The following is a 21418-nucleotide window of genomic DNA, read 5'->3' on the forward strand; positions in this document are numbered from 1 at the left end:
GCATATTCGGCGCCCGCCGACTATTTAGATCTTACTGTTCTCTCAGCCCGAGCTAAAAATTAGTGAAGTACTGAATCTAGTGGATTGCATTCACCACAGCCCGTGTGCCAATTCAAAATGTAATATTTAAGACAGATAGTTTGCATATAAAAAAAACATGGAGACTAGAATCAGTTATCAAACTTTTATATTTTTGATGATGATAATTAGTTCCTTTTCTGGATGTATTGGCGATACTGATACACAAACAACGACATCAACACCAAAATATCAGCAAGGCGACATTGTTTCAATTAATAGCACAGAGAAAGTGGGATTTGCCATCTTAAAATACAATACGGTTAATGATACATATCTTTCGAGAACGATTATTCAATTTCAGAACCACTCATGGGGTTTCTATAATCCGGATGATCTCCCAAAAGAATATGATCGGAAGGTTATTGAAGAAACACTCCCGTATAAATGTCTCCATTTAACAGATCTTAATAAAATCCCGTCATTCAAGACTGCTTTTGCGGTAGTACCTGTGACAGAAATGAACGTTAGGAAAATTATTTCTAAAAATATTGACACAAATACTGAATTAAAAAATGTCGAAGTAGTAGGAAGTACAGTAAGAATTCAACAATATATTCCGACCTTTTGGGATGAAGCCACTCTTTTTTCTTCTTCACTTAAGGCTGACACAAAACTGATGGAAATATTATTTGAAAATCCGAGTGTCGAGAAATGTAATTTTGAGACGTCTATTGATTTAACGGATGAATACGGAAATAAAGTAAATAAAATTGTTTTAAATATCACTGTTAATCGAGCAACACATGAAAAAATAAATTATGACAATTTCAATACCGACAACCTTTGGAATATCGCTGATTCTCATTGGAGACATCCGGCGATTTCACGAGGATTGGGTTTAAGCAATTCGGAGATTATTGCAGAACAAATCCTTAATGGGCAACAATGATCTGAATAATTATTTCTTCATGATAAAAAAATAATTGTTGCCCTGTGAGGGACACGTAGTAGTTACATCTTTTTTAATTCACATGTCGATTGCACTAGAGGCACTGGACATCATACGCGTCTGTGGTGAAGGACCAACCAATACTTGTTTTCTGTCTTTTACGACGATACAAAGTAAAAGCCTTTATAATATATTATAGAGAGAATGCAATAAAAATCAACTTGTACGACGTACGATGACTGAAAACGATTATACGGACTTCTTTCCGATAACGAAGGCAGTATTGACTTGCTTTCCGTTATTCTCCACATACCGAGATTCTGTCTTATAAATCTCTTTAATAAATTTCTTTATCCCCTCAACATCATAGATTTTAATTCTCTCGTGCAAGTCAGTAGCAATCACTTGAAGAGGAAGTGGCTCATCAGGATTGTCTTTAATCAACTTATCTATATTATCTTCAATAAACCGCTTTATTAGGGGTTTTAGTGCTGCTTGACTTGCTCTTCTATATGCATCGAAGAAAGGTGTCTTTCCTTTCTTTTTCCCTTGAACTATTGGGATTTCAGGTCTGATATTAGTCTTGATAACTGTACTACCATTTTGCTCTTTACACTCTTTGGCGATATCTATACTAGTGAAAACAATCACGATCTTAACAGCATTCGGAAAATCGGGACTATCACGAAGATTTCTACCAATCATCTGCACGAGATTAATTTTTGCCTCATGATCTGCGATTTTTCGAGGAACGTATGACAGAAATCCGTTCGGATTCTTTTCCCTCTCTTTCTTAATTTGCGCTTTAGTTTTCCAATGTGGCTCGAATGCAGGATGTAAGAAGTATTCTTGAGGATAGTATGGTGTGCCAAGAAGAAGTGAGATTGGATAATCTCTGTAATCGTTTGTACCACGAGTGTTAGATCCAAAATAGATTTCCGATGCAGTCTCTACACCAGAGAATACACTTTGTTTTCCCCATTCTTTTAGAACATCAGAATGTCCAAAAACGAGTAATTTTTGTTCTGTTGCAGACAATGTTGGTTTAATAACTTTTGTGATTTCTTTTACATCACCCTGCATTCTTCTTGATTTTTTAACGGTATCCTTTGTTGTAGCACTATCCATAATCTGAAAAACAACATATTTTTTTGATTCCTCAACAGTTGCTTTGAGAGTTTTGTAATCACCCAATTGCTTTATACAATATTCATCTTTGATGCCAGGTGTGGCATTGAGATAACACACTCTAATAGGCTTGAATTTCGATGATTCATCGGAGACGATTTTGAGTCTGTTAAAATCTGAATAGAAGTGGAGACTCCCATTAGTATTTACAGCAAGAATCAAACGAGATAGAAATGCAAGACCCTTGTGACTAGGTAAAACAGAAGTCCCTGTGTTATCTGTCAAGAATTGTTGTAACTCTCGTTTTAATTGACCATCATTTAAGGTTATGAAAGTGATTATTTCGATCTCGTTATCTTTCGTATAGTCTTTCAGCATCAAAGCCAATTCGTGAAGTTTCTGTGCTCGTGTTCCTTGTTTTTGTAAGTGCAGAATTAGTGAATCTAAATCATAAGATGTAATTTCACTTTCTGGCATCACGACTGAACAGAGTGAGATGTCGTCAATTATTAGAACTGGATTTAGATCCTTAATTTCAGAATAGACCTTATTGAAGTTCTTCTCTGTTGAAAGAACACAAAACCCTTCTTTGGACTTGGAGAAGTCTGATAAATCACTTAATTGCTTTTGGTATTGACAATTCTCTGATTCCGGACATTTATCGCATTCATTTTTTGGGGGTGTCTTGTCGTTCCAGAGTTTTTTATATTTCCGAGAATGAATACACAAACCCTCTTGGGTCTTACCTTTGAAAATTAGGGTTGGCACATTTGCTTCAACCAACTGCGGATGATAATTATTCTCTAATCGCTCATAGGATTGCATCAGGACGATAACAGGTCTATTCTCCTTAACGACGTCTATTATGTAATTGAGGGCTGCTGTAGTCTTTCCACTACCTGTGAATCGCGTATCGAAGATGTTTTGTTCCGTGATGTCAGAATAGCGTATCTCGTCCCGTGTGCTCACAATATCACGCTGATTTAGAAAGGTGAGTATGGAAAGTAATTCAGGATTCCGTTTTTCCTTTGAGATTCCTAATCAACCTGAAAGGTAGTAGTAAAAAATTGTCTTACTTCGAGATTTGTTGGTATTGTTATAATACCACAACCCATTATTCCACCTCTTGGGCAGGTACGAATAAGTGGCCTAACATGCTCATTGAACAACTGTGAACCAAATCGACGTCTCTGAAGGTAACCCAACGTCGCTCCTGCGATATAATCAGCAAATTGGATTCCACTACTATGATGAGATAATTCAAAATGAAGGCAATCTTTAATCACAAAATATCGTTCGATTAAGTCACCGTTTAAGTAAAGTTCATTGTAGGCATCGGTCAGTAATTTATTAATTTCACGAGAAACAGGATCCATGAAAATCAAACATAGGTTCTGGTTCGTATATGGATCTCTATCGGTCTGTAAATCCATCTGGATTCGTTGCATTAAATCTTGGATATGCATTTTATAGAGATTGATTTCACCAATTCGCCCAATTGCATCATTTTTAGATATGGTTATGATAATATTCGCGTATGGTAACGCATCGAGGATCCTAAAAGAATCCAAAATAAACTGCTCAATATGGTCAATGGGATAATCCTGAAAAGGAGTTAGTCTCGTTGCAAGTTGCCTTGTTGGTTCTCTTTGGTAACGGTAAAGAGTCCAGATGTCTGCATATTTAATTTCTGTTTCATGGGGTATCTGATATTCCTCTTTTAATTCTTTAAAACAGTTATCAAGAAAAAACCATGATTCCCCATCAATGATTAAAGTAGATCTTAGGTAATACGGGTTGCGTTGGTTATATTCGTCAGTTCGATATTGTCGATATTGTCCACTCTCATCACTGAATGCGAAATATATCCCCATCACTGGTGTGTTGAAAGTAAACTGAAATAATTGTTATCAAATTTTTATTTTACAATTTTCATTATTTGCCACACAAATTGTTATATAACTTAAGTTACATAACATTATACAACCAAAGGTGAGGCTCGTGAAGTTAGTAGGCAGATCGAAAATCGGCAAGGTTACTCCAAAGCCGAATATTACCTATCCATTTGCTCGTTTACCTCAAGAATGTGAAAATGTGATAGGTCATAATGTTGGAATTTATGAGACAGAACATGAGGGCAAGCGCGCGATATTACTCGTAATGGATGATGAAACAACATTACCCACTAAAGTTATACAATCAAGTGATACAACCAATACTGAAAAGCGCCTATCTGAACTTGAAAACGATATCAAAGAGTTAAAACAGGCAATTCTGAATAAATCTCCTCAAACCGTTGAGGAAACAGTAAAAGATTTACGCCCAGGTCGGAATTCGAATCCGAGTCGATTGCGTGACAGGCAATCATGATAGGCCACTACACTACCTGGGCATCTTTACAGTAAGTCCCGCCTCCCAGATTCGAACCGGGGACATCGCGGTAGCCGCGCAGTTACCTTGAACGGTAAACCAATCTACAGCCGCGCACTCTACCAGGCTGAGTTAAGGCGGGGCACTGCCTTATAGTGTAGGGGTAAATCAGTATTAAACGTATCGTAGCATCGCCCCGTTTTCCGGGGTAAACCGGCGGAAAAATGGCTGGTGCAGCGATTGTTTATATGGATCTCCTGCCCATTATGTTTGTATGACTGCTCGCAAGGATGTTGCGGGGGATCGTCTTCTTCACCGATAGCGAAGCTCGTGAAGAAGTGACTGTTTTTGACACTACGCTCCGGGACGGAGAACAAACCCCGGGGATTGCATTCACCTTTGAACAGAAACTCCAGATCGCACGCCAGCTCTCCGACATCGGCGTCCATGCAATCGAGGCAGGGTTCCCTGCATCAAGCAAGGCCGAGAAGGAGACGGTGACCGCTATCAAAAAGCTCGGTCTTGAGTCAGTGATCTGCGGGCTTGCCCGCTCCACGAAGAACGATGTTGACACCTGCCTTGAGTGCGGTGTCGACATGGTCCATGTCTTCATCCCGACCTCGGATATCCAGCGGGAGAACACCATCAACAAGACGCGGAAGGAGGTGCTCGGGATCACGGCCGATATCGTCGGCCATGTCCGGAGGCACAAGGACCTCTGCATGTTCTCCGCCATGGATGCAACGCGGACGGACTGGGACTACCTCATCGAGGTGTTCCGGACCGCTGCCGATGCCGGGGCCACGATCATCAACGTGCCCGACACTGTCGGCGTTATCTCGCCGTCCGCGATGAAGATGCTCGTCAGGCGCATCAACAAAGAGGTGCGTTGCCCCATCGATGTGCACTGCCACAACGACTTCGGCCTTGCGGTGGCAAACACCATCGCTGCTGTCGAGGCCGGGGCATCGCAGGTGCAGGTGACCGTGAACGGCCTCGGGGAACGGGCCGGTAATGCCGACCTTGCCCAGACCGTGATGATCATGGAGTCGATGTACCGGATCAAAACGGGGATCGAGAAGTCGCGCCTTGTCGAGACCTCTCGCCTCATCTCCCGGTTCAGCGGGATAACCATCCCGCCCACCCAGCCCGTTGTCGGGGAGAATGTCTTCTCGCACGAGAGCGGCATCCACTCGCACGGGGTTATCAAGAACGCGGCCACCTTCGAGCCGGGCATCATGACCCCGGAGATGGTGGGTCACCGCCGCAGGCTTACCCTCGGCAAGCACGTGGGCCGGCACGCGGTGCGGCAGATGCTGACCGACGTTCACATCGACCCGACCGACCAGCAGCTGGACGCCATCATCGAGAAGGTGAAGGCCATCGCCAGCCGGGGCAAGCGCGTGACAGACGCGGATCTCTACGAGATCGCAGAGACCGAGATGGGGATCGAGCTGGACAAGAAAGCGTTCGACCTCGTGGACATTGCCATCATGACCGGCAATCACGCCATCCCGACGGCAAGCGTCCGGGCAAAGGTGAACGGGAAGGAGCATGTCTTCTCTGCGGTCGGCAACGGCCCCGTGGACGCAGCCCTCAAGGCCATCCTCGGGATCACACCCTCGAAACTCCAATTAAAGGAGTTCAACATCGAGGCTATCTCCGGCGGCTCTGACGCGATGTGCCACGTCACCATCGCGGTGGAGGACGAGCACGGCAGGATCTTCGATGCGGCCGGCAGCGGGGATGACATCGTGTTGTCCTCAGTCGAGGCCATGGTCAATGCCGTGAACCTGATCAACCGGGCGTAAAAAATATCACCTTTTTCTGACGGTATGATGGGTTTCAGATTCGTATAATGGGGATGATTCCCCATACCCCCGATGTGATAACCGGCTGCTGCCCCCGCGGGGGCGCTCCCGCGGCGGCTTCATGTACCGGTTTTGTAAAGAAGTAATTTCCCCGCCATGCCGCGGAGCGATCCTGAGGCGGGGGACCATCATAATGGAGGGTCACCAATAAAAAACTGAAATGATTATTTCACAACCTCTTCAGATTCGAGTTCCGGATCTCGACAAGAATCCCAAGCGCCTCATCATACCCGTACTTCCCTGCCCGCTTCGACAGTTTCCCGATGACCTCATCGGTCGAGGCAAGGTAGCGCTTCGTGAATCCCCCGTTTCGGTCCGCGGAGTCAAGAAGGTTATCGATCCGGTCGCAGAGCTTAACGAGCGTTGCTTCTGGGGGTGCATCGAGGATCCGGTCGAGGCTGTCAGAGAGCCGGTCGGATTTCCCCGCAATGGTGTTCTTCTTGGTGAGTGCTGCGACTATCGCAGCAATATCACGACGCTCGCGGGCCGGCAGCGGCAGGCTTTCGATGAGTTCGTCGGTCTTCACGATCCATTCCGGCGAACAGTCCTCGTACACATCGTGAAGCCACGCGGAGATAATGGCGACATGGGACCCGTTGAAGGTTCCGACAAGGCCCGCGACGCGTGCCGGGTGAGTGATGTACGGAGTCTTCCGGTCCTTCCTGAACTGCCCTTTGTGGGCGCGGGATGCGTGGTCGGCGGCGGACTTGATCACAAGGAGGCGGTGGGCCGGTCGCTCCGTGAGGAAGTCCGCCAGGTGATCCATGCAGAACCTTGACTGCAAAATCCTATGAGGTTTTTGATCTGTTCACCGGATAACCGTTGCCCGGCATATCCCGGGAAAGGATGATCCTGCGGGTATTATCGATACGTTTCCTCCATTCCATGGTTTGCAGGCATACCTTCTTGAACCTGTCCGGATAATTCCCACACAACAGGTGGTCATACACGGAACAGCGGGAGATTATCATCATCGCCATCGGGGCAGGGATCCTGATCCTCGCGATCCTTGGTATCTCCGTCCTGCAGCAGGCAGGCCCAAAACCAGATCCGGCAGGAACCGCGGATCCCGGGTTCCTATCGCTTCCCCCGGGGTTCAAGGCGGAGATCTTTGCCGACAATCTCCCGGGCGCACGGTCCCTTGCCCTCGGAGACAATGGCACGGTATTCATCGGAACGCGCGACCGGGGCGTGGTGTATGCGGTCATGGATACCGATAACAACGGGCAGGCTGACCGGCGCTGGATCATAGCAGAAGGGCTTTTCACGCCCAACGGTGTCGCCTTCCGGAACGGATCGTTATATGTAGCGGAAGTGAACCGTATCCTCCGGTTTGACAATATTGAGGACAGGCTCGATAACCCCCCGGACGCAGTCACGGTCTACTCATCCCTGCCGTCGGATACCGCCCACGGGTGGAAGTATCTCCGTTTCGGGCCGGACGGGATGCTCTATATTCCCGTCGGGATGCCCTGCAACATCTGCGATCCGGCCGAAGAACGGTATGGTACCATCCTTCGTATCCGTCCTGACGGGAGCGGGTCAGAGATTTATGCCCGTGGCATCAGGAACACGGTAGGGTTTGACTGGGATCCCGAAACCGGGGATCTCTGGTTCACGGAGAACGGCCGGGACTGGCTGGGTGACGACCTCCCTCCCGACGAGCTGAACCGGGCACCGGTCGCGGGCATGCATTTCGGGTTCCCGGCGTATTACGGGAACTGCACGGAGGACCCGGAATATGCAGGGAAAACCCATTCCGAAGACTGTGTTCCTCCGGCCCTGAACCTGCCGGCACACGTCGCACCCCTCGGTATGCGGTTTTACACCGGTTCGATGTTCCCTGAAGAATACCGCAACGCGATATTTATTGCAGAACACGGGTCCTGGAACCGGAAGACGCCAATCGGGTACCAGGTCGTGACCGTGCAGCAGCATAACGGTACCGCCATGCCTGTCGTACCATTCGCGTGGGGATTCCTTGGCGCTGACGGAACAGTCCGCGGAAGGCCGGTCGATATCGGTATCCTCACCGACGGTTCAATCCTGATCTCAGATGATTATGCCGGGAGGATTTACCGGATCGTGTGGCTGACCCCATGGTGATTTCCCGACAGCCACGCACGGGACAAAGCCCTGCGGCAGCCGGTACCGGATTAACAGGACGGAAAAAATATTGCGGGAACCACGTGTTCCCGGCAAAAAACAGATCTGCAGCGCATCGGCACTGCAGGCTGAATTGGTGCGGGATCAGGTAGCCTGCGGGGCGCCCTTGCCCTCAAGGGCAGACTTGATCTGCGCCTGGAGCTGCTCGAACTTCCCCTGCAGCATCTTCTCCTGCTTCTCGAGCGACTTGATGCGGAGCTCGAGGGTTTCGACCTTCTCGGTGAGTTTTGCGTCAATGACCTCTTTCTTCTTCTGCATCATGACGGTGCCGACGCTCATGTACATCACCGCATCGTCGGCAGAGTCCTTGATCTCTTCCTGTGCGCGTTTGGCTTCGCGGACCGCCAGTTCGTACTGGGTCTTCTGCTGCAGGATAGTCTGGAGCTGCTGCTGGAGCTGCTGGAGCATGCTGATCTGGTTCTGGACTTTGGGTGAGATAGTGTTCATGATAGATCCTGTATCAATATCGGCGTCATCTGGTAAAAAGCGTTATTCAGGTATACAGAAGAAAACGGGCTCAGAAGAAATCCATTCCTCCCAACGCACACAATGGAATTACGAGGGTGGCCCCCCATCTTCCCCAGAGGGGGAAACAACCCAGGGGGGCAGGCGAGCCTGACCCCGGATTCTATCATTTTTCCGGATGCCCGGATAACGTCATGCTCCACGGGGCGAGGGTCGACAGACCCCGGGCGCCCGTTGCTCCATCCCAATCGGACGCTATACACCAGGAGGTTTTCTACCGGACCAAAAAATGAACTCCAGGACCGGGCCGAGATCCGTTATTTTTTCACGAGCCCCTGAACCTCATCGGCAACGTTCACGAGCCTGAGGATCATGTTGAGCGCTGCCCGGAGCGCTGCGGTATCCCCGGCCTCGACCTTCACAACAAGCGTTGACGGGCCTTCAAGCCAGCATCGGGTGGTTGACCGGGGATTGACTTCATCGGCCAGTTCCGGTGCAACGGCCCTGCAGATCTGTTCGGCATGATCGGTCGTGAAACGGAAGATCGCTTCATGCTGCGGCATGGGATTTCACACGGGAGTTGGGGAAAAAAGAAGATAAACGTATGGTATTATTACCGGGAATGAGTTACGTTACCGGGCTTTCAGTTCCTTGATTGCCGCGCCGCGTTCCTTGAAGAGGATGCGGTGCCCGCAATAGGGGCACCGGACGTTCACGTCAATCTCGACCTTCTGCTTGCACCGGGCACACTTGTAGGTACTTGCCATACCCAACCCTTCTTACTCGGTCCCTTCAACGGTCCGGTCGATTGCACGCTGGGCAATCTTCATGGTGGGGGTCGTCGGCTGGTATGCGCCGCCGGCGAACTTGAACCCGCACTTGCGGCACTCCCAGATGCCGGTGCCCTTGCGTGCCACGGACTCCATGTCACACTTGGGGCAGCGGTGAAGCGCCCGCGAGATGGTTTCGATGTCGGTTACACGCTTGCGCACGAACCTTCCGTACCGGCAGCCGAAACGCCCGGCGCTGCCGGTGACTTTTCCCTTTGCTTTCTGTGTTGATGACGATGCCATGATGGGTACCTGCCAATCTGTCTTCTTTTATTTGTCTTCCGTCCTAATATATCTGATTGAGGATCTTGACCTGCCCTTCGCCCTTGGAGAGCTTGTTGATGAGGTCGTAGAACTCTCCCTGGATTCCCGCGGGGATACGGACCACGCAGACCCACGAGCCGTCCTTCTGCCACTCGTCTTTCTCCATGGTCGAACCCGCAGCAATATCCCCGTAGGCCCTGGCAGCGTAATCGGCCGGGATCTTGATCGCGAGCCGGAGTTCCTCGAACCGGATCGGGAGGATGGGGCGGAGAGCCTTGACCGTCTCCTTCACCAGCTCGTCGAGGTGTTTGAAGGGATCGATGTTGACCCGGGCTTCCTCCATGGCCATCTCGATCCGCGTGGGCGGGTGCGGGTGGCCGGTCTGCGGATTGACCGCGTTCCGTGAGATAAACGTGACTACCTGACGGCGCTTCTCCTCGATCATCTGCTTGCGCTGTTCGGCAGTGAGGTGGATCTCGCCCTTCTCGATGATCTTCCGTGCAACGGTATCGAAATCGGTGGTATGGAAAACCTTCATGAGGGCTTCGTCCGAAGCGCGGGTGGCCTTCGATGAGTTGCCAAAGACGTTGAGCGCGGCTACGACGTCCTCGATATTGACCGGCTGGCCCTGCCGGACAAGGGCTGCCTGTTTGGGATCAACCAGGATCTCGAACCGTTCCCCGTGACTTTCGAGCCGTGCAACCACCGCATGGTCAAGGGAGATCATACACGATCACGGCTTGAACTGCTCGACGAAGGTAGCGACTTCCTGCCGGCTCATCTTCCGGAAGACCGGGTTGTTCCTCTCGATAACCCCGATCTCGACCTGGTCGCCGTCAAACTTGCCCTCGGTTGCCGAGTGGAGCGCCTTGAGTCCCAGCGGGATGGCGTCCCTGATCGCAGCTTCGGGATTGTACTCCTCCTCGAAGACCTTCATGGCAGCAGGCCGGCCGATGCCGATCCCGGTTGCCTTGTACTCGAGGAGCGTGCCGGAGGGGTCTGTCTCGAAGAGGCGGACCTCGCCGTCGCTGACGCCAGCAATAAGGAGGGCCGTGCCGTACGGACGGATGCCGCCGTACTGGGTGAGGGACTGCATGTGGTCGCAGAGCTTCTTGGCCAGGGCTTCAACCTCGATGGGTTCATCGTACGAGACGCGGTTGATCTGGCACTCGATCCGGGCACGGTCGACGAGTGCCCGGGCATCGCCGACCAGGCCCGATGAGGCGACCCCGATGTGCTCGTCGATTTTGAAGATCTTCTCGATCGATGATGCCTCAAGGAGCTTGGAGCTGACGCGTTTGTCGACGATCAGGACCACGCCGTCCTTTGCCTTGATACCGACCGCGGTCGTCCCCCTCTTTACGGCCTCGCGGGCGTACTCCACCTGGTAGAGCCTGCCGTCGGGCGAAAAAACGGTGATTGCCCGGTCATATCCCATCTGATATTGTGGCTGCATTATGAATTCTCCAGATCACTTCTTGTTACAAACAATCGGTGTGCATTTTTAAATCCCTTTTCAATCACATCAACCTTCTGACCGTTACAGTGCGTAACGAGAACCTCCCGCTTGTCCGAAAGACGGCCTTCAGGTTCCGGGGAAGGGTCGCCGGGTGCCTGTTCCTTCTGCTTCCGTATCCGTTCGCGCAGGCTCTCGATCGTGCCGGAAGCGGCAAGGATCCGGAGCGCGAGACGTGTGTCCCGCCAGGAGGTGACGGTCGAGAGGGCGATTGCAAGTTCCCTTTCGGTCCCCCGCAGGCACCGGATCATGACATACTCCTCTTCTGCCGCGACAACGGCCTGCATGATGACACCGCCGGCTGCATCGCCCCACAGGGATGTCACCGCATCGGCAATGGCGTAATACAGTTCCTTCTGGTCAACGACGGTCCCGGCCGGTTCGACCCGGACAAGGATGTACCGGCGGTTCTCCCGCAGGGTCGGCGGCCGCGGGCTCATGATACCACCCGGACAGCCGGTTCCGGTGGAGCCGTGATCCGGCCGATCGAACCGAGCGCCTTTTCCACACCGGTATCGTCTATGCCGATGAGGGAGCAGAGCCCGGTGATCTCGCGGACTGCACGCAGGTCGAGATACGAGCGGGCATGCGACGAGAGCGTGACAGGGAACTCAAACCGGCGCTCAAATGTCAGCATGTCCCGGAAACGGTGGATCGCACGCTGCCGGGCAGCACCGCGGCCGGCGATGAGGACCGACAGGTCGATATCGATTGCAACACCATTATCGGCGGCCATCTTCGCGGTGACATGGTCGAACGCAGTCTTGTCTGCTGCGTGGATAGCACGGAGGACGTGGATGCCCTTCAGACCGATTACCGCCCGGTTGAAACCATTGTCCCGGGCGCAGACCGAGACCACCGTGCCGGTATCCCTGACCCGTTTGAGCCGGTTGATGACGTCTTTTACCAGTGCATCCTGGATCACGATCCCGCTGAACACTTCGACACCGTCAAACGAGCCTGCAGGGGTATCCATCGCAACGATGCTGTCGAACCCGAGGGCCTTTGCCTCGAGTGCAAACCTCCGCACCGTTGTGTCGCCGCACGGGTACGGGTAAACGGCGGCGTCGGTGATCTTCATGAGAGTAACTGTTGTCAAAAAAGGATAAGGTTATTTGCCCTGGTTCGCGTGCGAACGGATGCTCGGGCGGGTCTTCTCGGTACCCCTGCCCCGGGTCCGCATACCGCGCCCCTGCCGGCCCGCGGAGGTCTTGCCGCGCTCGGCACGGCCCCGGTGGGTCGGGTTTGCAACCCATGCAAGCTGCTTGTCCGACTTTATGGCCGGGTGGTGGCCGTCAACGAGGATGACCTCGTAGTACTTCAGCTTGCCGTCCTGTCCTACCCAGTAGGAGTTGAGGACTTCCATGTTGGGGAACTTCTTCGATGCGCGTTCCTCGGCGATCCGCTGGATGCTCTTGCCTGCGGTGAGCCGGTTCTTGCCCATTCGTGCAGAGCGGCGTGCGCGGACGTACCGGGATGCCCGGCGGCCACCGCGGCGGACCTGCACGCGGGCAACTGCGATACCCTGCTTGGCGCGGTAGCCGAGCGAGCGGGCGCGGTCGATACGGGTCGGGCGCTCGATACGGACAACGCTGCCCTCGCGGCGCCATTCCTGCATCCGCTCCCAGAGGAGGTCGGATACAGCGGATTTGTCAGGTCTCTTCCAGGCGTCCCTGACGAACGCGTACATTGATTTTACCATGGTAAATCACCTTAAGGTTCGGCCCAAAGAGGGCTACATTCCTTTCACCGGGACGCATCCCGTGTGCCTTTATACATAGAACGGAGGGGGTAATAAAGGATGGGGGGGAGGAGACTTTGCACATAGACAAAATATTCTGAACCAACTTTAGTGCAAGTTATTGACATTAGGTGCTGCCTAGATTTTGCTGCCTAGATTTAGATAGGATTTTCTTATAATATGCAAGGATGCATGTATGGTTATGGATGATATCGATAGCGATATTAATAGAGCAAGAATTGGGAGGAGGGATGAACAGTTAATCGGTTGGGATAATATACGCAAGAAAGATGGATTGGAACCGAATTTGCCTCCATTAACGGTAATAAAAAAGTTTACACCGCCTTCTCGCATTTGTGATACATGTGCATATTACGGGTATTGGTCTCAAAAACACGGGGTTATTAGAGTATTTTGCAAGAAGAAAAATCATCTTATTACAAAATTTACTACAAGTGATTGTCTCAATTGGAAATCAAATGATTCCGACTCGTTATTAAAATAAGAGCGATTCATTTAACGTCGAAGAAAATTCGTCTCAATCCTGTTTTCTTACATCTCGTGAATTAGTACTATCATGGTTCTTTGATATCAGAGTCTTGTGGCACTTGCATTTGATTGCCGCGTTGGTTGCGTCAATGTCACTTCGCTTATGGTAGTGTTCTGTGAACTCAGGTTTGGTCATTTGGAAAAAATCATTTATCGTATCGCAGAGAAATGAACCATGAAAATTTTCAATTCCCATGCATGTTGATGAAATTGCGAATCTTCCCACCCCCTTTGGGGGTCGCTCGGCCGCCTCATCGGGGCCTCGCTGGGCAAGTTCGGTTTCCGGTTAAAACGTAATTGAAGCCGCCGCGGGGCGCCCTTCGGGGCGGCGGCTGTTCATCACAACCGGGGGCATAGGGGCATCAGCCCCCATCAATGACGAAAAAAACACTTCCCCTTCTTCTTCTCCACCACCCGCACATCCGTAATACGGGTCACCGGATACTGCCCGGCCGAATCCTTCTCAGCCGACTTCACTACATCCTATATCTAAGAAGAGCAACGGAAACCCCGGTCAATACCTCCATCTTCCCCAAGGTCATCAGGTCGTCCTTACGACAACAATTGCCTTGTGATAACCGTCGCCTCAGAATTGTCACATCACGATTATTGACCGAAGTAAAAGGGAGACAGTATCCTATTTCACGAATTCCACGCCAGCCATCCCTTCAAATTCCCGGTCACCGGTGAGAAACGGGAGTGACAGAGATGCTGCAACGGAATATCCCACACAATCTATCAGGGATAATTTCTTTCCCGCCAAGGCAGATTCACGACGTAGATACGACGCACCCAGGTAATCCCTGTCCCCGGGATGGTACAAATTCATCCCGTGTCTCACCTGTGAACAGATATCCTGTGCGGTATCAGGATAATCTCGGGCGACCGCGTATGCAAATTCTGCTAGATTGAACTCTGTCGTGATGAGCACTGCATCTTTGTATGGCCGATAGCGGGGTGATCCCTTCAGGAGCTCGATGATCGCATAGGTGTCGGCAAAAAAAGTGGACATAATTATTCTTTGAGTTCGTCGCTGAGTGCTTGGCTGTCTATCGTCCAGCCTTTCAACAACCCGAACAAACCTTTGTGTCTTTGGGGGGATTTTACAGGTTTTTTCGCTTTTTTCCCCGTCACAGTTCCGGATACATGAGTAATCGGGCGATGGACTGATGATGGTGCCATAATGTACTTCAATGATCTATTTCCTATCCATTATAAGTATCGGGCTCGGAATCCTGCCACGTATCATCGCAACAACACACACAATGATCGTCACTTCCCTTTCTTCTTCTTCACGACGCGGATATCGGTAATGGAAGTAACCGGATACTGCCCGGTCGAATCCTTCTCTGCCGACTTCACCATGTCCCATATCGTAAGAAGAGCAACAGACACTCCCGTCAAAGCCTCCATCTCCACCCCGGTCTTCCCGGTCATCTTCACGACGACAGTAGATTCGATAAATCCATCACCGTCAGAAAAATCCACGGTGATAGAACTGATAGGAATCGGGTGGCACATCGGGATGATCCCGGCTGTGTTCTTCACCGCAAGGGTTGCGGCAACGCGGGCAGTGGCAAGGACATTGCCCTTCACGACCTTCCCCTCGCGAATCGCTACAAGAGTCTCGGGACGGAGATAGATCTTCCCCGCTGCCGTTGCCTCGCGGGTCACGTCGCCCTTTGCGCTGATATCCACCATCTGTGCCCGATCGTCCTGGATGTGCGTGAACTTCGGCATGTTGCTATGTGATCTTGGGGACGTTCTCTATTATTGTTTTATTGTCTCTTACCGGAACAAACAGAGTTCCTCACTTCTTTACGATGTGACCACGGGTGCTCGCCGCGTCGTCGGGGCTCGCCCCGTGGAGCAGTGCGGTTGATTGAGATCTCTCTCAATGGTATCAGAAGAGAGCTTGCAGGGGATACTGTGGAATCGCACGCGCCCCCGCCCCCCGGGGGGCGGGCTGGCGCAAGGGGGGCGAACTATCAGGAAACAATTTTCTCCAGGGTTTAAGGAGTTACTGGCAATTACTAATTACCAGAATCGAAATTATTGATGAGACATTCTGCTGATACTAGGTTTTACACCCGTTTCCTGAACAGGATCCCGGGGATCCTGTCCACGAGGTCTGAAGCGAGCATCCCGCTGCCCCGCTCCGCTGCAACGATCTCCCCGGCTTTCCCGCAGACGAACGCAGCGATGCAGGCTGCCTCGAACCCCGGAAGGTGGCAGAGGAGTGCCCCCGCAACACCGGCAAGGACATCCCCTGTCCCTCCCGTGGTCATGGCAGGATCGCCGGTCCGGTTGAAGCGGACCCGGGTTCCGTCCGTGATAATGTCGGTGTGTCCCTTGAGGAGGAGCGTTCCCTTAATCCCGGCCTTCCGTGCAGCCCGGGCTCTGCCGATGGTGTCGTCCGGGAGCGCTGTCTTCGTGATCCGGGCATATTCGCCGGCATGCGGCGTATAGATTGTCTCGCTCTTTGCAGCGGGAAGCGGGAGCCGGAGGGCATCGGCATCGAAAACGGCATTCTTGCAGTGCGGGGCGATCGCTTCCACCACCGAGTGGCTCTCCGCGCCAAGCCCGTTGCCGCAGACAACAACATCTGCCCTCTCTGAGAGGGCAATGAGCCGTTCCAGATGCTCCGTCCCGATCTTCTTCCCCTCCAGCCGCTCGTAGATGAGATCGGGGATCGGCTCGAACGCGGGGGAGGCGATCCGCACGATATCCGCACCGGCCCGAAGTGCCCCGAGCCCTGCAAGGTACGGCGCTCCCTGGTACGGCCCCCCGCCGATGACCAGCACCTCCCCGCCCGCGCCCTTGTGGGCTTTCTTCCCGCGGGCAGGGAGGAGCGTGAGGTCCCCGGGTCCGACCGTACACTCCGCCATGAGCGGGATCCCGATATCCGCCACCGTTGCACCCGCGGTCTTAGCGCGATGGAATGCGCAGACCCGGTCAGCCCGCATCCCTGGTGTCGGAATGTCAGCTGCAACAATCTTTGCCGGGGACGCGTTCGCCATCCGGATACAGGTTGCGAGCGGCTCCTTTGCCATTCCTCTGCTGCCGGTGCCGAGCAGGGCATCGACAATCACACCGGCAGTATTGAACAGGGCCTGCAGCGCCTCGAGATCCTCGCGGCACCGGAACGGCTGAAGGGTGACTGCCGCGTGGCGAAGCGCCGCGAGGTTGTGTTCGCAGGCTTTGCTCCGTTTCCCGAGGTCAAGGTAAATGACCGAGGTATCGATCCCGCGCTGGAGGTAGCGGGCAGCAACCATCCCGTCGCCACCGTTGTTGCCGTTCCCGCAGAGGACCAGGACACGTGCGGGTGTGAAGGCTAGGACCTGCTCCGCGAGTGCCCTCCCGGCGCTCTCCATCAGCTGGAGCTCCGTCACGCCAAGCGCCATCGCGTTGGCGTCAATGGCACGCATCCGGGCGGGGGTGACAGGCCCGGTTTCAATGAATTCCCCGAACCGTTCCGGCTCCATTGTTCGTACAATTCATCTGTATGAACTCCCTAAATATATGACAATGGGTTTTTGCGATGATGTAAAGGCAGCCGCGGAACAGATCGCAGCGGCACAGGAAGTCACCATCATCTCCCACATCGATGCGGACGGCATCGCCTGCGAGGCAATCCTGTCGCAGGCGGTTTCGCGTCTCGAGATCCCCGTCAAATCCGTTTTTGTCCGGCAGCTGGAGCCCCTCACCATGCCGCAGGTGCCGGCCGACTCCTCGCTCAAGGTCTTTGCCGATCTCGGCGCCGGCCAGCAGAACCTGATGCGCGACCGGGGGTTCACCGATAAGGAGATCCTCATTATCGACCACCACGTCAGCCAGCCGGTTGAAGGCTGCCAGTATACGCAGGTCAACTGCCTGCCGTACGGTTTCACGCGGATGAGCGCAGCGGGGGTCTCGTATCTCGTCAGCAAAGAACTGGACAGCGCCAATACCGACCTTGCCATGCTCGCCGTAATCGGGAACGTGGGGGACATGATGGCACGGGAGAAGTGCGGTCTGGTCGGCCCTGCCCGCGACATCATTGTCGAGGACGGCGCACGGCACGGATCCGTGGAGGTCCGCAAAAAGGACCTTAACTGCTACGGCACATCGACCCGCCCGCTCCACCTCTCGCTCGCCTACAACGACGATCCGTTCATTAAGGGCATCACCAACAACCCCGAGGGCGCCCGCCAGTTCCTGAAGCGGCTCGGCATCCGCCAGCAGGCGCCGGACGGGCGCTGGTATGTCTGGGAGGAGATCCCGGTGGAGGACAAGCGGACTGTCATCTCGGCACTCGCCGAGCAGCTGATGGCGAACGGCGAGAAACTCGACCGGCTCCTTGCCGAGACGTACGGGTTCCCGCTCGAGACGCCACGCACCCCCCTGCGGAATGCCCAGGAGTACGCAACCGTGCTGAACGCCTGCGGGCGCTGGTCCAAGCCGCAGGTCGGTGGGGCCATCCTCCGGGGCGACCGGGGGCAGGCATACCGCGACGCCGAGCACATGCTCACCAACCACCGGAGCATCATCCGCGACCTGCTCCAGTTCATCATCGATACCGGCGTGAAAGAACTCGAGAACCTCCAGTGGCTGCACGTAGGGGGCAGGTATCCCGACACCATTGTCGGCATCGGCGCCGGTATGGCGCTCTCGAAACTGAACAGCAGCAAGCCGATCCTGATCATGTGCGAGGTGCCCGAGGACCGGAACCTGACCAAGGTCTCGATGCGGACGAACGAGCGCGTGGTGGAGAAAGGAATCGACCTCCAGCAGGCGCTCGCCAGCGCCTCGGCGGAATACGGCGGCGGGGGCGGCGGGCATAAGATCGCGGCGGGCGCGTATATCCCGAAAACGGCAGAACAGGAGTTTGTAGAGCGTGTCAACAGGATACTCGGAGAACAGTTCGCTGCGGCGTGTCCAGGTCATCGCTGACTATCAGTTCGGCGCGGGAACCGGTCCCGGTCTGTTCCCGGAAGGCAGCACCTTCATCCTCTCCACGACCGGGAGGATCCGGCAGGTGCTCTTTGACGGAGTCCGGCTCGTAACCGTCCGGGCTTCCGATGGCAGGCTGACGCTCGGGATCGAGGGGGCCAGGCGCCTTCAGGCCGTGCTCCCGGCGCCGGGGTACCGGGTCGTGATCCGGGACGACGTGGCAGAGTTTGTGGCGAAAGGCAAGAACGCGTTTGCAAAACACGTTGTCGCAGCCGACCCGCAGATTCGCGCGGGCGATGATGTTCTGGTCGTGGCGAGCGGCGATCGGCTTATTGCCTGCGGCGCAGCGGTCTTTTCCGGCGCGGAGATGCTTGCATTTAATTACGGAGTAGCGGTAAAAGTACGGCAGGGTAGTGAAAACAATGCTTCCGGGAAATATCAATCCCCGCCAGATGAAGGCGATGATGAAGAAGCTCGGCATGAGTGTCGAGCAGATTGAGGACGTCCAGAGTATCGTGATCAAGACCCCGAAGGGGGATTACGTCTTCGACAACGCCGAGGTGCAGGCCATGACCATGCAGGGCGTCACAACGTTCCAGATCCAGGGCGAGCCCCGCTTTGTGGAGGCAGCGCCTGCGATTCCGAAAGAGGACGTGACCATGGTCGCATCGCAGGCGAACGTCTCCGAGGAGAAGGCCCGCGAGGCGCTGGTCGCGACCAAGGGCGACATTGCCGAAGCCATCATGAAGCTGGCCCGGTGATGATCGAAGCGGGCGACCGGGTCCTTCTCGCAGGGGAAGGACGGGAATTCTGGGTCAGGGCGGGGCCGGGGAAGCTGGGCACCGACAAGGGCGAGATCGATCTGGCGTCCCTTGTCGGGAAATCCGGCGGGGACATCGTCGCCACCCACAGCGGTGCAGAGTTCACGATCCGCATCCCCCGCCCAACCGACTTTTTCACCTGGGGCAAGCGGTCCGGGGCGCCGATGCTTCCCAAGGATATCGGCCTCGTCATCGCGTATACCGGCATGAACCACAACGATGAGGTGCTGGACGCGGGGACGGGGAGCGGGATTGCCGCCATCTACTTTGGCGGCGTTGCCCGGAGCGTAAAGACCTTCGAGATCCGTCCCGAGTTCTCGGCCCTCGCGTTGAAGAATATCAAAGAAGCGAAGCTGGAGAATGTCGAAGCGGTCGCAAAGGACTTCCTTGACGCGGAAGGGACGTTCGACGTTGTCCACCTGGACATGCAGATCGAACCGCGCCACGTGGAGCATGCGTTCTCCCTGCTCCGGTCCGGCGGATACCTCGCGTGCTATACCCCGTTCCTCGAACAGATGGCGATTGTTGTGGATGCAGCAACCCCGCTCTTCCGCGAGGTCCACACCCACGAGCTGATCGAGCGGGAGATGACCCGGTCGAAGAGGGGGACGCGGCCGTCAACGTCGGTGAGCCACTCGGGGTACGTGACGATTGCGAGGAAATGATTTTCTTTTTCAACTACCGGCGTGTCCCTGAAATGATGGGGGCTGATGGTCCCACATTCCTCTTTGTGATGGGGGCCATCACTTATGAAGAACCTGAGGGTTCTTCTCGAATCGGTCATCGCAGATGCGACGACCGATTCCCCGCCGGGCACTCAGCGGCAGCTTCGACTGCTGTTTTTTTGAGATATGGAGAAAGCCCCGTAACCGCTTTGACCTCTGTTCCGGATATGACCTGACTCCTGAATTTCCGGACACATGATGCTCCACGGGGCGAGGGTCGACAGCCCCCGGGCACTCGTAGCTCCATCATAATGGAATGCTGTTCCGGGAAGGTTTTCAATCGTGCTTTTTATAATTTTGATAGTAGTCTACCGCTTCGCCGCGAGCAGAAGCGCTCCGGTAACCACGGCCAGCGCAATCCATGGCGCAACCGGAGACGATCGTGCCGGCGATGCTGCAGGACCCGTCGTGGGGATCGGGGAGACCGGGGGCAGGGCAGCGGGTTCGGCCGGGACCGCTGTCGAAGCGGGAGGTTCGGTCGTGACGGCCGGGGGAGTGGCGGCGGACGTGGCAGTCGTCAGGATGGTTGTGATGACGGGTGTCGGGGGGGTGGTCCTTGGGTTCAGGTTTGCCGTGACCTGGAATTGTCCCGAACTGCCCCCGCGATCTTCGACACGGACTGAGTAGGTCCGTACTGCGGTACTGGAACTTGTCCGGAACCGGACTACCGCAAGACCCGCGGTATCCGTTGTGACGAGTGCATAGTAATTCGTGCCCGGAAGACCATCCGGCGAAGGGGCGACATCGTCGATGATGGTACTGCCACTGCTGACGATATGCGAGCCGATGACATACGGTCCTTCCGCAGGATCTTTTTCAACGCCGCTAACCTCTCCGGAAATGACCGGTGGCTGGTCTCCCGGGGCACCCGACATCGGGGATGTCCCCGTAAGCCATACATAGTACGGCGTTCTCGGAGTGCCGGTGATGGTGACAGTGAACCCGCTTCCCCGGGGGAGGCTGCCCGGAGACTGCGCAGCCACAGCCACCGCCATGAGGGGGATAACGAACGCGATACACAGTAACAGAAGGTATATTCTGTATTGACAGGGATCTTTCATGGTAATCTC

Annotated in this window: 24 protein-coding genes, 2 tRNA genes and 1 pseudogene; 8 read left to right on the plus strand and 19 right to left on the minus strand. The window is 53.9% G+C overall.

What is annotated here, in order from left to right; all coding sequences use genetic code 11:
• Positions 1-157: 157 nt before the first annotated feature.
• The gene (locus A4E33_RS00300; protein ID WP_292345335.1) at positions 158-970 is read left to right on the plus strand and encodes a hypothetical protein; all 813 of its coding nucleotides are present in this window, start codon (positions 158-160) and stop codon (positions 968-970) included.
• Positions 971-1219: 249 nt separating this feature from the next.
• Here the strand turns inward: A4E33_RS00300 and A4E33_RS00305 are convergent, their stop codons facing one another.
• The 4 genes from A4E33_RS00305 to A4E33_RS00320 all read right to left on the minus strand — a co-directional run bounded on the left by A4E33_RS00305 (position 1220) and on the right by A4E33_RS00320 (position 4610).
• The gene (locus A4E33_RS00305; RefSeq protein ID WP_292345336.1) at positions 1220-3067 is read right to left on the minus strand and encodes a hypothetical protein; all 1848 of its coding nucleotides are present in this window, start codon (positions 3065-3067) and stop codon (positions 1220-1222) included.
• Between the two features lie 68 nt (positions 3068-3135).
• Positions 3136-3972, minus strand: coding sequence for a DUF3800 domain-containing protein (locus tag A4E33_RS00310; RefSeq protein WP_292345337.1), 837 nt, complete (start codon positions 3970-3972; stop codon positions 3136-3138).
• Positions 3973-4417: 445 nt separating this feature from the next.
• A tRNA-Asp gene (locus tag A4E33_RS00315) sits at positions 4418-4490 on the minus strand.
• Positions 4491-4504: 14 nt separating this feature from the next.
• A tRNA-Tyr gene (locus A4E33_RS00320) sits at positions 4505-4610 on the minus strand.
• 148 nt (positions 4611-4758) lie between these two features.
• Here A4E33_RS00320 and A4E33_RS00325 point away from each other — a divergent pair.
• Positions 4759-6279 (plus strand): 2-isopropylmalate synthase, encoded by a 1521-nt coding sequence (locus A4E33_RS00325; protein WP_292345338.1) that lies wholly within the window; start codon positions 4759-4761, stop codon positions 6277-6279.
• A gap of 229 nt (positions 6280-6508) precedes the next feature.
• Here A4E33_RS00325 and A4E33_RS00330 read toward each other — a convergent pair whose 3' ends face one another.
• Positions 6509-7105, minus strand: coding sequence for an HD domain-containing protein (locus A4E33_RS00330; RefSeq protein WP_292345340.1), 597 nt, complete (start codon positions 7103-7105; stop codon positions 6509-6511).
• A gap of 440 nt (positions 7106-7545) precedes the next feature.
• Here A4E33_RS00330 and A4E33_RS00335 point away from each other — a divergent pair, with 440 nt between their 5' ends.
• Complete coding sequence (locus A4E33_RS00335; protein WP_292345342.1) at positions 7546-8445, plus strand: sorbosone dehydrogenase family protein; 900 nt, start codon at positions 7546-7548, stop codon at positions 8443-8445.
• 144 nt (positions 8446-8589) lie between these two features.
• On the opposite strand, the gene A4E33_RS00340 is transcribed toward A4E33_RS00335, so the two are convergent.
• From A4E33_RS00340 to A4E33_RS00380, 9 genes are all read right to left on the minus strand, one after another.
• Positions 8590-8952 carry a prefoldin subunit beta gene (locus A4E33_RS00340; RefSeq protein ID WP_292345344.1) on the minus strand — a complete coding sequence of 121 codons (363 nt, stop codon included), beginning with the start codon at positions 8950-8952 and terminating at the stop codon, positions 8590-8592.
• 335 nt (positions 8953-9287) lie between these two features.
• Entirely contained in the window at positions 9288-9533 is a 246-nt protein-coding gene (locus tag A4E33_RS00345) for a KEOPS complex subunit Pcc1 (RefSeq protein ID WP_292345346.1), read from the minus strand.
• Positions 9534-9602: 69 nt separating this feature from the next.
• On the minus strand, positions 9603-9737 hold the full coding sequence (locus A4E33_RS00350) for a DNA-directed RNA polymerase subunit P (protein WP_012107386.1): 135 nt from the start codon (positions 9735-9737) through the stop codon (positions 9603-9605).
• A 12-nt stretch (positions 9738-9749) separates the two neighbouring features.
• Positions 9750-10043: a 50S ribosomal protein L37ae gene (locus A4E33_RS00355; RefSeq protein ID WP_292345352.1), complete on the minus strand. Its 294-nt coding sequence runs from the start codon at positions 10041-10043 to the stop codon at positions 9750-9752.
• 43 nt (positions 10044-10086) lie between these two features.
• On the minus strand, positions 10087-10791 hold the full coding sequence (locus tag A4E33_RS00360; RefSeq protein WP_292345354.1) for a ribosome assembly factor SBDS: 705 nt from the start codon (positions 10789-10791) through the stop codon (positions 10087-10089).
• A gap of 6 nt (positions 10792-10797) precedes the next feature.
• Positions 10798-11520 carry an archaeal proteasome endopeptidase complex subunit alpha gene (psmA, locus tag A4E33_RS00365; protein ID WP_292345356.1) on the minus strand — a complete coding sequence of 241 codons (723 nt, stop codon included), beginning with the start codon at positions 11518-11520 and terminating at the stop codon, positions 10798-10800.
• The gene (locus tag A4E33_RS00370) at positions 11520-12020 is read right to left on the minus strand and encodes an Rpp14/Pop5 family protein (protein ID WP_292345358.1); all 501 of its coding nucleotides are present in this window, start codon (positions 12018-12020) and stop codon (positions 11520-11522) included. Before A4E33_RS00370 ends, psmA begins: the two co-directional genes overlap by 1 nt.
• A complete protein-coding gene (locus A4E33_RS00375; RefSeq protein WP_292345360.1) occupies positions 12017-12661 on the minus strand; it encodes an RNase P subunit p30 family protein in 645 nt (214 codons plus the stop codon). The genes A4E33_RS00370 and A4E33_RS00375 overlap by 4 nt, the downstream gene beginning before the upstream one ends.
• A gap of 30 nt (positions 12662-12691) precedes the next feature.
• Positions 12692-13282 (minus strand): 50S ribosomal protein L15e, encoded by a 591-nt coding sequence (locus tag A4E33_RS00380; protein ID WP_292345362.1) that lies wholly within the window; start codon positions 13280-13282, stop codon positions 12692-12694.
• A 241-nt stretch (positions 13283-13523) separates the two neighbouring features.
• Here A4E33_RS00380 and A4E33_RS00385 point away from each other — a divergent pair, with 241 nt between their 5' ends.
• The gene (locus A4E33_RS00385) at positions 13524-13826 is read left to right on the plus strand and encodes a hypothetical protein (RefSeq protein ID WP_292345364.1); all 303 of its coding nucleotides are present in this window, start codon (positions 13524-13526) and stop codon (positions 13824-13826) included.
• Positions 13827-14242: 416 nt separating this feature from the next.
• Here A4E33_RS00385 and A4E33_RS00390 read toward each other — a convergent pair.
• The 4 genes and pseudogenes from A4E33_RS00390 to A4E33_RS00405 form a co-directional block, all read right to left on the minus strand.
• Positions 14243-14400, minus strand: a pseudogene (locus A4E33_RS00390) (cyclic pyranopterin monophosphate synthase MoaC); the annotation flags it as partial.
• 107 nt (positions 14401-14507) lie between these two features.
• Positions 14508-14882, minus strand: coding sequence for a PIN domain-containing protein (locus A4E33_RS00395; RefSeq protein WP_292345365.1), 375 nt, complete (start codon positions 14880-14882; stop codon positions 14508-14510).
• 260 nt (positions 14883-15142) lie between these two features.
• Entirely contained in the window at positions 15143-15610 is a 468-nt protein-coding gene (gene moaC / locus A4E33_RS00400) for a cyclic pyranopterin monophosphate synthase MoaC (RefSeq protein ID WP_292345367.1), read from the minus strand.
• A gap of 344 nt (positions 15611-15954) precedes the next feature.
• Complete coding sequence (locus tag A4E33_RS00405; RefSeq protein ID WP_292345369.1) at positions 15955-17355, minus strand: NAD(P)H-hydrate dehydratase; 1401 nt, start codon at positions 17353-17355, stop codon at positions 15955-15957.
• A 43-nt stretch (positions 17356-17398) separates the two neighbouring features.
• Between A4E33_RS00405 and A4E33_RS00410 the strand changes: the two genes are divergently transcribed.
• From A4E33_RS00410 to A4E33_RS00425, 4 genes are read left to right on the plus strand one after another with little or no spacing between them, the layout of a single operon-like run.
• On the plus strand, positions 17399-18802 hold the full coding sequence (locus tag A4E33_RS00410; RefSeq protein ID WP_292345449.1) for a DHH family phosphoesterase: 1404 nt from the start codon (positions 17399-17401) through the stop codon (positions 18800-18802).
• Positions 18747-19301, plus strand: coding sequence for a PUA domain-containing protein (locus tag A4E33_RS00415; protein WP_292345371.1), 555 nt, complete (start codon positions 18747-18749; stop codon positions 19299-19301). The genes A4E33_RS00410 and A4E33_RS00415 overlap by 56 nt, the downstream gene beginning before the upstream one ends.
• Positions 19225-19563, plus strand: coding sequence for a nascent polypeptide-associated complex protein (locus A4E33_RS00420; RefSeq protein WP_292345373.1), 339 nt, complete (start codon positions 19225-19227; stop codon positions 19561-19563). The genes A4E33_RS00415 and A4E33_RS00420 overlap by 77 nt, the downstream gene beginning before the upstream one ends.
• Positions 19563-20288: a methyltransferase domain-containing protein gene (locus A4E33_RS00425; RefSeq protein WP_292345450.1), complete on the plus strand. Its 726-nt coding sequence runs from the start codon at positions 19563-19565 to the stop codon at positions 20286-20288. Before A4E33_RS00420 ends, A4E33_RS00425 begins: the two co-directional genes overlap by 1 nt.
• Positions 20289-20656: 368 nt before the next feature.
• Here the strand turns inward: A4E33_RS00425 and A4E33_RS00430 are convergent, their stop codons facing one another.
• Positions 20657-21409, minus strand: a complete 753-nt coding sequence (locus A4E33_RS00430; protein ID WP_292345375.1) for a hypothetical protein — start codon at positions 21407-21409, stop codon at positions 20657-20659.
• Between the last annotated feature and the right edge of the window lie 9 nt (positions 21410-21418).

It is taken from the genome of Methanoregula sp. PtaB.Bin085, from assembly GCF_002067035.1.
Classification (GTDB): Archaea; Halobacteriota; Methanomicrobia; order Methanomicrobiales; family Methanospirillaceae; genus Methanoregula.